At 42.9% G+C, this 14,996-nt stretch carries 13 protein-coding genes; all 13 read right to left on the reverse strand.

Annotated elements, in window-relative coordinates:
• Positions 1–165: 165 nt before the first annotated feature.
• A complete protein-coding gene (locus E7204_RS07370; RefSeq protein WP_295183160.1) occupies positions 166–2,094 on the reverse strand; it encodes a hypothetical protein in 1,929 nt (642 codons plus the stop codon).
• 216 nt (positions 2,095–2,310) lie between these two features.
• Positions 2,311–3,606 carry a nickel-dependent lactate racemase gene (gene larA, locus E7204_RS07375; RefSeq protein ID WP_295183162.1) on the reverse strand — a complete coding sequence of 432 codons (1,296 nt, stop codon included), beginning with the start codon at positions 3,604–3,606 and terminating at the stop codon, positions 2,311–2,313.
• Positions 3,593–4,789: a DNA polymerase IV gene (locus E7204_RS07380; RefSeq protein ID WP_295183163.1), complete on the reverse strand. Its 1,197-nt coding sequence runs from the start codon at positions 4,787–4,789 to the stop codon at positions 3,593–3,595. The genes larA and E7204_RS07380 overlap by 14 nt, the downstream gene beginning before the upstream one ends.
• An 18-nt stretch (positions 4,790–4,807) precedes the next feature.
• A complete protein-coding gene (locus E7204_RS07385) occupies positions 4,808–5,143 on the reverse strand; it encodes a metalloregulator ArsR/SmtB family transcription factor (protein WP_021842258.1) in 336 nt (111 codons plus the stop codon).
• Between the two features lie 641 nt (positions 5,144–5,784).
• Entirely contained in the window at positions 5,785–6,348 is a 564-nt protein-coding gene (gene ahpC / locus E7204_RS07390) for an alkyl hydroperoxide reductase subunit C (RefSeq protein WP_021842257.1), read from the reverse strand.
• 398 nt (positions 6,349–6,746) lie between these two features.
• Positions 6,747–8,303, reverse strand: a complete 1,557-nt coding sequence (locus E7204_RS07395; RefSeq protein WP_295183166.1) for a glycine betaine ABC transporter substrate-binding protein — start codon at positions 8,301–8,303, stop codon at positions 6,747–6,749.
• An 18-nt stretch (positions 8,304–8,321) separates the two neighbouring features.
• Positions 8,322–9,449, reverse strand: coding sequence for an ABC transporter ATP-binding protein (locus E7204_RS07400; protein ID WP_295183168.1), 1,128 nt, complete (start codon positions 9,447–9,449; stop codon positions 8,322–8,324).
• Between the two features lie 254 nt (positions 9,450–9,703).
• Positions 9,704–10,345: a TrkA C-terminal domain-containing protein gene (locus tag E7204_RS07405; RefSeq protein ID WP_295183171.1), complete on the reverse strand. Its 642-nt coding sequence runs from the start codon at positions 10,343–10,345 to the stop codon at positions 9,704–9,706.
• 2 nt (positions 10,346–10,347) lie between these two features.
• The gene (locus E7204_RS07410; protein WP_127057858.1) at positions 10,348–11,961 is read right to left on the reverse strand and encodes a CTP synthase; all 1,614 of its coding nucleotides are present in this window, start codon (positions 11,959–11,961) and stop codon (positions 10,348–10,350) included.
• A 64-nt stretch (positions 11,962–12,025) separates the two neighbouring features.
• Positions 12,026–13,690 carry an arginine--tRNA ligase gene (gene argS, locus E7204_RS07415; RefSeq protein WP_295183173.1) on the reverse strand — a complete coding sequence of 555 codons (1,665 nt, stop codon included), beginning with the start codon at positions 13,688–13,690 and terminating at the stop codon, positions 12,026–12,028.
• The gene (locus tag E7204_RS07420) at positions 13,656–14,114 is read right to left on the reverse strand and encodes a DUF1934 domain-containing protein (protein WP_295183175.1); all 459 of its coding nucleotides are present in this window, start codon (positions 14,112–14,114) and stop codon (positions 13,656–13,658) included. The genes argS and E7204_RS07420 overlap by 35 nt, the downstream gene beginning before the upstream one ends.
• A 112-nt stretch (positions 14,115–14,226) precedes the next feature.
• The gene (locus E7204_RS07425; RefSeq protein WP_295183177.1) at positions 14,227–14,526 is read right to left on the reverse strand and encodes a GIY-YIG nuclease family protein; all 300 of its coding nucleotides are present in this window, start codon (positions 14,524–14,526) and stop codon (positions 14,227–14,229) included.
• 137 nt (positions 14,527–14,663) lie between these two features.
• The coding region (locus E7204_RS07430) for a peptidylprolyl isomerase (RefSeq protein WP_295183179.1) at positions 14,664–14,996 on the reverse strand (333 nt) is incomplete at its 5' end.

Consider the following 14,996-nt stretch of genomic DNA (forward strand, 5'->3'; position numbering starts at 1 on the left):
ACTTTAATAGTTTCTCCAATGCGCGTTGTCGTTTTTTGCATTTTTCTTTCACCGGTCGGCAATGATTGCCGCACACTTGACAACGACCTTTACTGTCGGTCAGCAAGGCTTTCTTTTCCGCCTTGGTCGTCTCGTGTAGGTCCGGTAATTTCTTACCAAGGCGTTTTATTTTTTTGGATTTTTGTCATCCGAATTGCTATGTAATTTTTGCAGGGCATCATCGATGAAGTCCAATACACCCAGAGCCGCACCGCGAGCGCTTTCTTTCACATTATCCGCTACTTCGGAAATATGATCGGCTACTTTGTCCGCAACTTCTTGAGCTCGTTCAGACAATTCATCGGCTTTATCGGCAGCTTGATCTTTCAAATCGGCTGCTTTATCGGCTAACTCATCAACTTTATCAGATGCCTGTTCTTTAAGCTCTTGCGCTTTATCAACAGCTTGATCTTTCAAATCAGCTGCTTTATCGGCTAACTCATCAACTTTATCGGATGCCTGTTCTTTAAGTTCTTCAGCTTTATCGGCTGCTTGATCTTTTAAGTCAGCAGCTTTATCGGCTAATTCATCTACTTTATCAGACGCTTGGTCTTTCAAGTCAGCTGCTTTGTCGGATAGTTCATCAACTTTGTCCGACGCTTTATCTTTTAACTCTTCTGCTTTATCAGTTGCTTGGTCTTTTAAATCTTCAGCTTTATCTGCTAATTCATCTACTTTATCAGATGCTTGATCTTTTAAATCTTCAGCTTTATCAACAGCTTGGTCTTTCAAGTCTTCAGCTTTACCGGCCAATTCTTCAGCTTTGTCGGAAACTTTTTCAACAACTTCTTCTGCTTTGCCATCAGTGGCTTGATTCAAATTCTTGGCGAGTTCTTCTTTAGTGTACATTTCACTTTCCACCCTTTCTTTGACATCATTCACTTTTGACTGCACTGCTGTTGCTACACTGCCAGCTGCTTTGGAAATCTCTTTTGTTTTGTCAGCTGCGGTGTTAGCTACATCATCAGTCAACTCTTCCAAATTTTGATACCATTCTTCGCTGCGCTCTTGCACGCCTTTTTTGGCGTGTTTCGCTTTTTTCAATGCTTTTTTTGTTTCTTTTTCAGCCGCTTTAGCTGCTTTTTCAGCTTCTTTCGCGACTTTCTTAGCTTCTTTTTTCGCTGCTTTATGGGCTTTTTTAATAGATTTTTTAGCCTGCTTAGCGAGTTTTTTAAATTCTTTCCACTCCGTATGGAGCATCAAATCTTCAAGCGTCATTGTCCCCTCTTTGCCATCCGGCAAGTTTTGGCTCAACATGTCCAAAATATCTTGCAAAAAGATTTCCGATGTGGGGAATACGTTATGATCGTCATCCTCGTCATCATCCACCTCAGCTGCAAACGCCGCCGAATCGGCTGTTCTCACCCCCGCATTCAATACAGCATTCGTTCCTGCCAATAAATTGTCATCCGCATCGGCTTTTACACTATGTGTTAAAGATGATTGCGGAATATCTCTATCAGTAATGGCATCAGCTGCCACTGCCTGTGTTTTAGCTGCCGTCGGTTCAGCCACAAGTGTACCATCTTGACGCGGTACTACCGAACCGTCACGGCGATTTACCAGCGCCCCATCTTGGCGATTCGCAACGGAACCATCCTGACGGGTCACTACTGTGCCATCTTGACGCGTAGCTACAGCGCCTTCACGACGTGCCGCTACCGTACCGGCTTGGCGTAATGCAACCGGTCTTTCCGATACATCTACATCCGCCAAATCTACTTCGTCTATGTTTAATTCTTCACTGGTTAGTTCATCCCCTTGGGTCTGAAATTCATCTTCCAAGGAATCATATATATGAAGCTGCTCTAACAAGTCTTGCGTTTCATCGATTTCCTGCCATAAACTGTCCAATAACGCCGTATAAAATAAGCGTGCTTTCACTTCTTCATAAGCCTGACGCGTAATATGAAGTTCTTCATATGTTAGGTCTTCGGTGCTATCCAGCTCTTCAATTAACTGCTGAATATGACGATCCTCAGCATACTTATTCTGTAACGAACGACGAACCGATTCAATAACAGACTTACCAATGATGCCATGACGATTATGCATACTTCCAGCTCCCATCTTCCTATACCTTTGGTAATAAACATTAAGCTAAAAACAGTAAAAAGCAAATCTATATCATCGAGTGCTGACTTTTTAAGCCATCCCTACGCCCCCGGATTCGGTGAATCTATCTCTATATTAAAACAAATTTCTTAAAAATACCAATCTAAACAGTTAAGCTATAACCTAATTCGCTATTAAAGTAATCCTTTGCAGGAATTATTTATTCAATAAAGGCACCGTGTTGCTGGCGAGCGGCATAACCGTTACGGTGTAATCATCGCGGCCGATTAATTTGTTCGCAAGCTCAATGGCTTCATCGATGGATGTTACTACATCGATGCCCACACGGTCACAAATTTCTTTATTTTCCGGTTTCGTCACCAAGATATGGCGATATTTCTGAAAATCTTCCCCTAAATGGAACGCAATAAAGCCCGGTACGGTAAAGCCGTTACGCAATTTAATTTCACGTTCTTTCAAATCGCGGGTATCAAACCAACCGAGGAATTCTTCCGGTTCGTGAATATCCGGCAATTCCATAAGCAGGATAACAACGCCGCCCGGTTTACATGCAAGCACTGCATTAACCTGGGTTTTAACGCCTTGATACAAGTTAATATCTTTCGGATAACCGCCCGCCGAAGCGATAACGCAATCAGCCAATTCATTAACCGGTACACCGTAAATCTGTTTAACTAATTTCGTGCCTTCCAGCCATGCATCTTCCCAATGACCGGCCACGAATTTCGCTAATTTACCTTCCGTATTTGCTACGGAATTAATGAGGAAATCCGCTTCTACGGCACGACCATGTTGCATCTGATCGTCATGCATAATATTATTCGTAATATTACCGCTTACGATTTCAGGTTTCGTACCGCCGCCGATTTCTTCCGACAAGCAAAGATTGTGGTTTTTTTGAATCGTCTGATAGGACGAAATGCCCGGTAAAATAGCCTTACGACCGCCGCCAAAACCGGCAATCAAATGGTATACGATACCGCCCGTCAAAATGAGACGGTCCGCATCCAAAGCGAGTTCATTCACTTCAATCGGTACACCATGAGAGGTTTCGCCGATATGACGGAAATGACTGTCCGGATTGATACCGCTACTATGTTCAATACGAACGCGATTTACTACTTCGTCGCCAAACTCGGAGCGAGATTCCGCATCCGATTGAAGACGATGGGCACCGTATGCGATTAAAAGGAAAATCTTTTCATCCGGCACACCCGCTTCGTTCAAATAATTAAGCAAAGTCGGCAAGTAAGCATCGTAGCGAATCCAAGCACGAGTAATGTCGGATACAACGATACATACCGTTTCATCATGCTGCACAATATCTTTTAACGGCGCCGTGCCGATTGGATTATCCAAAGCTTCAAGAAGCGCTGCCGGAATATCTTCAATAGCGGGGTAGTCCGCCCCTTCCACAACATCTACTACTTCTTGAGTGGGTAAATCAAATTCAACCTCGCCATTGCCATACTTCAATTTAAAGTGTTTCATCGTTATTCTCTTCCTCTCTCTTTTGGTGGGCCAACCGCTCCCAAAGGGCCCCTTTCATAACAATACCTTCACCGAATTTTTCTTCGAGGTCATCTACAGTCTTTGCCAATTCATCCTGTGACACTTCACTCTCAAATAAAGATGTCTGCCCCCATTCATCGGCAAAATCGCTGACCGTAAGCCCTAAAAGGCGAATCGGTTTATCAATGTTTAGTTTATTATACAACATCAATCCTATACGGTATAGTGTTTCTTCGTTGTCAGTAGGCATATCTATGCGTTTTTGACGGCTTATAGTCTTAAAATCGTTAAAACGCACCTTAATGGAAACGGTATGCCCCTTCAAGCCTTGCTGTCGTAAACGCTTCGCCACTTTATGGGCAAAATAGTGCCATTCGCGGTCAATGACAGCTTCATCGGTCAAGTCTGTTTCATAGGTCAATTCATTGCCGATGGAATGAATCATGCGATCATACTCTACCGGCCGGTCATCAATGCCTCGGGACAGATCATAAAGTCGTTTGGCCTGATTGCCCGCTACAGGTCGCAGTTTCGACTCATCCCCTAGCGCCGCAATTTGACCGATTTTATAAAAACCCGCTTCATGGAGACGTTTTTCCGTTTGTTTGCCTACACCCCACAAGCGTTTAACCGGCAGATTGGCAATAAATTTGGCTTCCTGTCCATAAGGTATCACCACCAAGCCATCGGGCTTTCTAATATCCGAAGCCAGTTTTGCCAAATACTTATTCGGTGCCAGACCTACCGACGCTATAAGGCCGGTCGCCTCTAATATATCCTTTTTAATAGCCTTACCGACCGCATAGGGGCCGTCAAACCGATTATGGAGTCCCGTTATATCCAAGAAGGCTTCATCTAACGACAACGGCTCAATATAGGGTGAATAGCGTTCCATAATAGCATGGACCTGCTCTGAAACAGCATGGTACACTTCGAACCGAGGCCATAAATAAATACCGTCCGGACAAAGCTCACGGGCCTTGGCCATACTCATGGCCGAATGAACACCTAATTTACGAGCTTCGTACGACGCGGTAGATACCACACCACGCGAAGAAAGGCCGCCAACGATAACCGGGCGGCCTCTATACTCGGGATTATCGCGTTGTTCAACTGATGCATAAAAAGCATCCATATCCACGTGCATAATCCAGCGTCTCATATTAACTCCTGTTGTTTCTTATTCAGGTTTATCTTCTAAGCGACAATATTTAATCTGAGCGCAAATACATTCATCTTTGGTTTTGTACAAATCAGGTAAGATCTTAACTAACTCATCAAAAGTTTCTTCGTTGATTGAATAGCGTGTCCATAACCCGTTACGCTGCGAGTTAACAACACCTGCATCAATCAAAATTTTCATGTGATAGCTCAACGTAGACTGCGACAAATTGAAGCTTGCCAAAATGTCACAAGCACATAACTCATTACATGACAACATGTCAATGATATGCAATCTAGTTTCATCACTCAATGCTTTAAAAATCGTTGCCAATCTTTCGTATGATACTTCCATGCCCAATACTCCTTTTTTTAACCTTAGCCATTACCCTTTCGCCTTATTCTATGTAATATATTATATACTAAAACGCAAGATAAATCTAATAATTTCAATGTTTCAAGTTTTCGATAAATATATGAAAAAAAGCACTAACTTACAAACACTTATTCGACAAAGGTTTTCACGGTTTGTTAATTCATAATTATTAATTATTTTGAATAAGTTAGCATATGAAAGTCAATCAATTTTACCGCATTTTTATGAGGTTTTACTGCTCTTAGCCTTGACAAAAACGACTTTGCAACAATATACAAAAGTAGTCTTTCATTATACATTCGCCACAATTATCTTGAATTCTGCTTTTCCGAACACAATTTCGGTAAAACTCATTGACTAAAGTTGAATATAGCCACTAAAAAAATGAATAAATACCCAAATTTTTTCAAAACAAATCAGATTCGAATCATCATTTTTTCATTCAACATTCACATAAAATCAAATGTGTTCAAACAAAAAAATCAGCGGCCGAGACAAGCTCGCGCCGCTGATTTTAGGAAAAGGGATCTCCTAAATATGTCAATGAACAGCCTTCTGTAGGGAGGGACTTGCTGTTCATTTATTAACCGGTTAAAAAGGGTTAACCGAATAGTTGAATCTTATAATTTACCTACAAGGTCAAGACCCGGTTTTAAAGTATCTGCACCCGGTTTCCATTTAGCCGGACAAACCTGGTCACCATGTTTAGCTACGAATTGAGCTGCCTGCACTTTACGAACCAATTCATCGGCAGAACGACCGATACCCATGTTGTGGATTTCAGCAGTTTCTACTTTGCCTTCCGGATTTACTACGAAAGAACCGCGGTATGCACGACCTTCTTCTTCGGAGAAAGTTTCGAAGAAGTCAGCCAGTTCATGTTTCTGATCAGCTAACATAGTGTACTGAATTTTTGCGATGTTTGGAGACGCATCAGCCCATGCTTTATGTACGAATTCGGAGTCAACGGATACGGAGAATACTTCTACGCCCATTTCCTGCAATTCTGCATAATGGGACTGTAAATCTTCCAATTCGGTAGGGCAAACAAATGTGAAATCGGCCGGATAGAATACGAATACGCTCCATTTGCCAACTACATCTGCTTTAGTTACTGTTACTACGTCCGGATTGCGGAAACCCTGTAAGGAAAAATCAGGTAATTCTTTGCCGATAATTGCCATTTGTGAGTCACTCCTTGTGTTTAATAAACTTACTATACTTTAAAAACTATCATGAGCTGCATTATTACCAAACAGTAAAAAGCAACCTAACTTGCTATTAGAACAAATATACAGTGCTCTCTATTTTGAATATATACTGTCGCTAATTGATAGCTATTAATAACGGATAATCTATATTGATTACATCATTATCATACACCACGCAACGAAAAAAATCAATATGAAATCGAGTTTCAGTTATGCAATTTATGAAAAAAGGCGATACATTTTTGCAATCTAAAAAATAAAGCGATATAGTAATACCACTATACCGCTTCACCTCTTACATTATTCAGTTTTATACAGCTTATATCCCCAAAATCATTAAATCGGTTTATAAAGCCTCATATATCAGTTATTTATTTTACTAAGCCCTTAGCTACCAAAAAGTCATGAGCTACTTCTTTAGGACTCTTGTGTTCCACATCTACTTGATAATTTAACTCACGCATTGAGTCCGTATCTAACATTGCCATCATGCGATCGATAACATCCTGTAATTCGGGATGTTCTTTTAATGTTTCTTGACGTACTAACGGTACCCCGTAATAAGGCGGGAAGAAGCCTTTATCATCGGCGAGGACCGTCAAGTTATATTTATTTAACAAGCCATCCGTAGAAAAGGCATCAACTACCTGCACATCACCGCTTGCTAAAGCCACATATCGAGTGGCCCCGTCAATGCCTTTAGCATCTTTAAAGTTAAAACCATAGTCTTTTTGAACGCCTCGTAAACCATCCTGACGATTCAAAAATTCAAGCGTTGTACCGGCCTTTAACGACGAAGCTACCTGGCTCAAATCACTCATGGTGTGCAAATTATACGTCTGTGCCACCGCAGGGTCTACCGCCAACGTATAGGTATTACTGAAAGGAGCCGCCGCCAATAAGGCCACGTCATACTTATCCGCCAATTCCTCTTTTGTCGTATTGTATACTTCCTGCTCATCGCTTACGGGATCATGTTTTAAAATATCTACATAGGCCGTACCGGTATAATCAATATACGCATCTAAATCGCCTTTTTCCATGGCACTAAACAGCACCTGGGTACCGCCGGCACCTAAATGACTCTCTACTTTAATATTTGTATTTTTTTCAATCATTTCAGCCAGCATATTGCCCAACACTAATTGTTCGGTAAATTGTTTACTGCCGATTCGAATCGTATTGGGATCCTTTACCATACTGGCATAGGCATTCTGGCCAAACATAAATACCAATAAGGCTGCTACAATGCCTACGCTCCATTTTTGGCGACGTCGTTTAGCCGTAATGGTAGCTCGAGTTTTTAAAAGCTCAGGCTGCAAGCTCACCGGTGTCACCAATGATTCTACCTGAGAGAGCACCCAGTCAATCACCAAGGCCAATATACAGGCAGGGATTGCACCGGCTAAAATCATGCCGTTATTAACGGAGCTGATACCGCTAAATACCAAAAAGCCCAAGCCACCGGCGCCGATAAAGGCGGCAATTGTCATAAGGCCTACGGCCGTAACGGCGGAAATTCGCACACCCGCCATTAACATAGGCAATGTTAACGGCAACTGTACCTTCCACAAAATTTGTTGACGTGTTAAGCCAATCCCGCGAGCCGCCTCAATGGTGCCCGGCGAAATCTGGCTGATGCCGATATAGGTATTTTTGACAATCGGTAAGAGGGAATACAAAAATACTACAATTACCGACGGCAAGGTGCCAATCCCAAGGAGTGGAATGGCAAAACCCAACAAGGCCATGCTGGGAACCGCTTGAATTAAATTCGTCGCCCCCATGACCGGCTTATTTAAGGGCTTTACGTAGCTGATTAAAATCCCCAGCGGCAAGCCCACTAAAATAGCTAACCCTACCGCAATAGCGGTTAGCTGGATATGCTCTAACAAAAGACGCATAATCTGATCTATATTTTCAAACATATAACTAAATATACCCAATTATATTACCTCCGCATCATCTACATACTGACTTCCCAAGGTGGTAATTAAACTACTTTGTGTAATGACCCCCGCCAGGCGTTCGGAATCATCCAGTACGATCATATACGGACGGTGCAAGGTCTGAATTGTTTCTACCACATCTAATAAGGAATCTCCCACATGGGCCAACTTCTTCGGCTGCGCCATAATTTCACTGACCGGCCCCTGTAAACTCATTTGCTCACGAATCATACGGGCATTAACCAAGCCTCTGAAACGACGCGTACCACGGTCTACAATAATCAGGAAGTCCTGAGGGATATCTTTAATCTTTTTCATACAGCGGAACAAGCTATCACTCGGATACGCAATATTGGTAGCATCAATCATGATGTCTTCCGCTTTAATGAACTCCGGTGAGTTCCAAATACGGTTTTTACCGATAAAGCTTTCTACATATTCCGTAGCGGGATTTCGTAAAATTTGTTCCGGCGTATCATATTGTTCTACATGACCTTCACGCATTAAACAAATACGGTCCGAGATTTTAATGGCCTCATCCATATCATGGGTTACGAACACAATCGTTTTCTTTAATGTTTCTTGCAAACTGCGAAGCTCATCTTGCAAGGACACACGCGTAATAGGGTCAATCGCGGAGAACGGTTCATCCATCAAAATAACATCCGGATCGACAATAAGTGCTCGCGCTACGCCGACGCGTTGCTGCTGACCACCGGATAATTCGATAGGATAGCGATTCAGTAAATCGCGGGATAAATCAACCAAATCCATCATTTCATTAATCTTCTCAGCCCGACCTTCTTGCGGCATCTTATGAAGATCCATAACTAATTCCAGATTTTTGCGAATTGTCATATGCGGGAATAAACCCGTTTGCTGGATAACGTAACCAATCTTACGACGCAGGGTTACCGGTTCCATGTCATGAATATTTTTACCATTTACATAAATATCGCCGCCTGTAATAGGAATCAAGCGATTAATCATTTTAAGCAATGTAGATTTACCACAACCACTACCGCCGATGAGCGAAACAATTTCACCATCGGGAATAGTCAAACTAATATCATGTAATACTTCTTTTTTGCCATATCGTTTCTTTACGTTTTTAATTTCTATCATTCAATACCTCCCTAAAGTAACAACTCAATTCTAACATCAAGTTGTTACTTTAGTCAAATATCGACTTTTATAAATATAGAATACTAAAAATCACTTTATGTCATAATGGCTCACAGAATACAAAAAAGCGCCCAACTTATGTCAGGCGCTTATTGCGTTATATTGTAAATAGAATATTTAATTATAAAGTTGCAGCCGTGCCATCAGTAAGGTACTGACACCGTCGAGAACTACCGGCTATTTACCGGCTGCAATTAAGTCTCTTTTTCATCGGGGCTGTACAAAAAACGTTCCAAATGCAACCAACTGTCAGCGGGGCCGATAAAATAGATTTCCTCCCCCGCCGTAAAGGTAGCATACGGTCCCGGCGATATAATCATAGTCTTATCTTGATTTTCAATCGCCACAATGGTAACACCGGTATGTTGCCATAATTGAATCGATCCTATGGACTGCCCTAAATAACGACAATCCTTCGTAATGGACATCTTCATAGGTTGCAACGGATTTTTATACTGGTAATGACCTACCGAATCAGTTAATTTTTGTATCGTCTCTTTTAACCCCTGCAGGGATTTTGTTTGATCCTCAATCTGCTTTGTCAGCTCGCGTCGCAAAGAGTCCACCGAATCAAAGTCGCTAAATTGCATGCGGAATTGTTCAGCTTTCTCTTTGGATAAAACGGTACAGCCACTCCCTTTAGTCACTTCTACAATGCCTAAATCGGCCAGTAAAGCAATGGCCCGACGCGAAGTTTCGGGAGATACACCGTAGTGAACGGATAGAGCGGACCGCGCAAAAATACGCTCCCCTTCCTTATACCCGCCGGATACAATTTTACCGGCCACATCGGCTGCAATTTGTTGATAACGAGCTGTACGTACAGTTTTACTCACTATTACATTCCTTTAATTTTCAAAATAGCATCAACAAAGCCTTTGAACAACGGATGAGCTTTAGTCGGACGGGATTTCAATTCCGGATGGAACTGAACGCCTACGAACCAAGGATGATCTTTGAGTTCCACACATTCAACCAAACGGTTATCAGGGGATGTACCACTGATTACGAGGCCTTTTTCCGTTAATTCCTGACGGAATGCATTGTTGAATTCATAACGATGACGATGACGTTCGTAAATGAGGTCTTCACCATAAGCTTCACGCACTTTGGTGCCTTCTACCGTCTTACATGGGTAGATACCAAGACGCATAGTACCGCCTTTTTGATCTACATCTACCTGGTCCGGCATCAAGTCGATTACAGGGTTCATGCAGTCTTCGTCGAATTCGGTAGAGTTAGCTGCTTCAAGACCCGCTACGTTACGAGCAAATTCCATTACCGCCGACTGCATGCCGAGGCACAAGCCGAGGTAAGGGACTTTGTTTTCACGAGCATATTGGATAGTGCGAATCTTACCTTCTACACCGCGATAACCGAAGCCGCCCGGTACAACAATGCCGTCAACATCTTCATATAACTTAGCCACATTGCATGCGTTTTCTTCCAATTCTTCCGCATCAATCCATTTAATATTAACCTTTGTATCCGTTGCAATACCGGCATGTGTCAAGGCTTCCGCCACACTGAGGTACGCATCATGGAGGGCTACATATTTACCAACCAGAGCCACGGTAATTTCTTTGTTCGGATGAAGGATTTTATCTACCATTTCCTTCCAAGCTACCATATCGGCCGGTTTGTCCGGTAATTGTAATTTTTTAACAACGATGTCATCAAGGCCTTCTTCCTGCATCATCAAAGGCACTTCATAAATCGTGTTGCAAGTGCGGTTTTCAATAACGGCTTCCGGATCGATGTCACAGAATAAAGCCAATTTATCTTTCATTTCGTCGGAAATGTGTTTTTCCGTACGGCAAACGATGATATCCGGCTGAATACCGATACTGCGCAATTCTTTTACGCTGTGCTGAGTCGGTTTAGTTTTTAACTCGCCCGCTGCACTGATGTATGGTACCAAGGTTACGTGAATGTAGAGCACGTCATTACGGCCTACTTCTTTTTTAACCTGACGAATGGCTTCGAGGAACGGTAAACTTTCAATATCACCTACCGTACCGCCGATTTCCGTAATAACTACGTCCGCGTTATCTTCTTTACCTACGCGATATACGTTTTGTTTGATTTCATTTGTGATATGAGGGATAACCTGAACGGTACCGCCTAAATAATCACCTTTACGTTCTTTGTTAATAACGGACCAATATACTTTACCGGCCGTTACATTGGAGCGTTTACCGAGGTTGATATCGATAAAACGTTCATAGTGACCAAGATCAAGGTCTGTTTCAGCGCCGTCATCGGTAACGAACACTTCACCGTGTTGATACGGACTCATTGTACCAGGGTCGATATTGATGTAAGGGTCAAATTTCTGAATGGTTACATTCATACCGCGGTTCTTAAGCAAACGGCCTAAGGATGCTGCAGTAATACCCTTACCTAACGACGAAACAACCCCACCTGTTACGAAAATATACTTTGTTGCCATGATTCCTCCCAAAGCTATGAATGTATCTACACACTATCGCAGGCCGCGACAGTTTTAAAAAATCTTACATTTTTTCCGGTGCGGAAATACCCAAAATACCAAGGCCGTTACGCAATACATCGGCAATCGCCGTGATAAGACCTAAACGAGCCTGCTGCAAATCGCTGTCTACGCCCATAATACGACCCTGTTTGTAGAACGAATGGAACAAGCTGGCCAAATCATACAAGTAACGGGCAATGCGATGTGGTGCTCGATGTTCGGCAGCTTGACGAATTTCTTCAGGGTAAGCGCCTAACTTTTTAATAATATCGAGTTCCAATTCGCCGGTTAAGGTATCAAATTTTACGCCGGTCCAATCGCCGTATTTGATGCCCGCTTCATTCACCTGATTGAAAATGCTGTGAATGCGTGCATGCGCATACTGGATGTAGTATACCGGGTTATCATTGCTCTTTGAGGCGGCCAAGTTGATGTCAAAATCCAACTGGCTGTCCAAGGAACGCATGAGGAAGAAGTAACGTGCCGCATCAACGCCTACTTCTTCAATCAATTCATCTAACGTAACGGATTGACCCGTACGTTTCGACATCTTCACAAGTTCGCCGTCACGATATAAGGCCACCATTTGTAATAACAAGATTTCCAAGCGGTCCGGATTATAGCCGAGGGCCTGCATGGACGCTTTAACACGTGTCACATAGCCGTGATGATCGGCCCCCCAGATATTAATCATCTTTTTAAAACCGCGTTCAAATTTATTGCGATGGTACGCAATATCCGATGCCAAGTAAGTAGGTTCGCCGTTTTCACGGATAACTACACGGTCTTTATCGTCGCCGTAGCGCGTGGACGCAAACCATAAAGCACCGTCTTTTTCATACACATCGCCCGTATCTTTTAAAAATTGAATGGCCTTAGTTACTTCGCCGCTTCTATGCAAGGAGCGTTCGCTGAACCAGTTGTCGAATTCCACATTGAAATTGCGAAGGCTTACACGAAGAGCGTTAAGTTTTTCGGTCAAACCGAATTCTTTGAAGAACGGCAAGCGTTCATCATCGTTAAGTACGGCAAAGAAATCGCCGCGCCAGTTAATGATGCTCTGCGCTGTCTCTACGATATCTTGACCGTGATAGCCGTTTTCAGGAAATTCACTCTTCATATCGAGAAGTTCTAAATAACGAGCGTTGATTGATTTTGCCAAGTTATCAATCTGATTACCGGCATCATTGATGTAGTATTCGGATTGCACGTTGTAACCGGCGGCGCGCAATAAGTTAACAAGCGCACTGCCGTAAGCTGCACCACGGCCATGGCCTACATGAAGGGGGCCGGTCGGATTGGCGCTTACATATTCAACTTGAATCGTATCCTCTTCACGAGTAGCTTGCGTGCCGTAGCAAACGCCCTGTTCCAATACGGATTTTAACGTATCATAAACTGCGTCTGTTTTCACAAAGAAATTGATAAAACCGGCACCGGCTTTTTCAGCTTTTTCAAGCCAATCATAGTCCATATTGGCAATAATGATATCGGCAATAGCAGCCGGATTCATACGAGCTACACGAGCCGATTGCATGGCAATATTCGTGGAAAAATCGCCGAATTCTTTCTGTGGCGGTACTTCCAAAACTACTTCAGGGTACGTCCCTTCCGGTAATGCGCCGTCAGCCAACGCCTTCGCTACGGCCGCTTCAATTCCTTGCTTGAGCTTGTCCTTTAGTTCCATGCTCTAAATCCTCCTGTAATACTATATCCAACTGATTGTAATATTGCCATTCGCCACTGACCGAAATGTCATAGCCTAAGTGTATCTTACCGATACCATCCTGCAAGGTTGACTCCAATTCATGGGTTTTAAAGGCCATGTGGAGCTCACCGAACGGTGTTTCATACACTGATTGCCGTGTCTCGCCGAGCACGTACTCATGCCGCATAGAGACTTTGCCATTGCGAATTAACACGATGGAACGGGGCTTTAACTTAATTGTTGTATGCGACCCTTCCATACCGGATAATTCGGTTTCATTATACATAATATATTTTGTATCATTTTTTTCGTGATATTCACCGGGAGAAACCATTTCAATGACCGTATCATGCCCGTCTGCATCCCGTTGAATACTCTTTACACCGACTAAAACGCGCTTCATCGAAGTCCTCCTTTCCCGCTTTTTCACAGCAGTTTGTTATCAAAAATTTTATTAAATCATACATCAGTTAATTATACCATAGAAAGAGTTTTATTTTAAGGAAATTCTTCGATTAAACGCCTTGAAGAATGTCCTCAATTACCGTAGGATTTGCCTTCTTAAATGCCGCTACCAAGGCTCTCTTTTGCTCCCTCGGCATGCGTTTTACCTGGTATTCCATGGACTGTGCATCCTGTTTACGTTCAAAGGCTGTAAACCACACGAGGCTCACCGGTCGACGCGTTCGGGTATATTTGGCGCCCCCCGGAATTTCGCCGTTATGAGCCGCCACACGCTGCTTCAAATCAACCGTCCAGCCGGTATATAAGGACCCGTCCGCACATTCTACCATGTATGTGTAAAATTGACTCATAACTGCCTCCCCTCGTTTACAGTTGTTTCTCAAACGCTTTTTATTCAATATTAATGCCAGACTTAACTGTCCTGCTGCAGAATTAAATTCCACAATACAAGACTTAACTGTCACAATATTATTACCTATATTATTCTCTATTTATTACTGCCCTGGTTATCTGTAATCGGCTCCAAAGTAATAGACTTAATCACAACCGGCGCTAACGGCTTGTCATTTTTATCTGTCTGTACTTTGCCGATTTTAGCAACTACATCCATGCCCTGCGTAACAACGCCGAAAATGGTATGCTTATTGTCGAGCCACGGCGTAGGCCCCAAGGTGATAAAGAATTGCGCCCCACCTGTATTCGGCCCGCGGTTAGCCATGGCCAAAAGACCCATTTTGTTAAAATGTAAGTCATTTACAAATTCATCCGGAATGGTATACCCCGGACCGCCTTTACCGTCATCGCCGCCTTGAATCATAAA

The sequence above is a fragment of the Veillonella sp. genome (assembly GCF_015058545.1).
Taxonomy (GTDB): domain Bacteria; phylum Bacillota; class Negativicutes; order Veillonellales; family Veillonellaceae; genus Veillonella_A.

Bases quoted from the DNA above. Each gene is read 5' to 3' on its own strand.
- E7204_RS07410 (WP_127057858.1), bottom strand. From the start codon at position 11,961: ATGGCAACAAAGTATATTTTCGTAACAGGTGGGGTTGTTTCGTCGTTA.
- E7204_RS07400 (WP_295183168.1), bottom strand. From the start codon at position 9,449: ATGATAGAAATTAAAAACGTAAAGAAACGATATGGCAAAAAAGAAGTA.
- E7204_RS07420 (WP_295183175.1), bottom strand. From the start codon at position 14,114: ATGAAGCGCGTTTTAGTCGGTGTAAAGAGTATTCAACGGGATGCAGAC.
- E7204_RS07385 (WP_021842258.1), bottom strand. From the start codon at position 5,143: ATGGAAGTATCATACGAAAGATTGGCAACGATTTTTAAAGCATTGAGT.
- E7204_RS07380 (WP_295183163.1), bottom strand. From the start codon at position 4,789: ATGAGACGCTGGATTATGCACGTGGATATGGATGCTTTTTATGCATCA.
- ahpC (WP_021842257.1), bottom strand. From the start codon at position 6,348: ATGGCAATTATCGGCAAAGAATTACCTGATTTTTCCTTACAGGGTTTC.
- larA (WP_295183162.1), bottom strand. From the start codon at position 3,606: ATGAAACACTTTAAATTGAAGTATGGCAATGGCGAGGTTGAATTTGAT.
- E7204_RS07370 (WP_295183160.1), bottom strand. From the start codon at position 2,094: ATGCATAATCGTCATGGCATCATTGGTAAGTCTGTTATTGAATCGGTT.
- E7204_RS07425 (WP_295183177.1), bottom strand. From the start codon at position 14,526: ATGAGTCAATTTTACACATACATGGTAGAATGTGCGGACGGGTCCTTA.
- argS (WP_295183173.1), bottom strand. From the start codon at position 13,690: ATGGAACTAAAGGACAAGCTCAAGCAAGGAATTGAAGCGGCCGTAGCG.
- E7204_RS07395 (WP_295183166.1), bottom strand. From the start codon at position 8,303: ATGTTTGAAAATATAGATCAGATTATGCGTCTTTTGTTAGAGCATATC.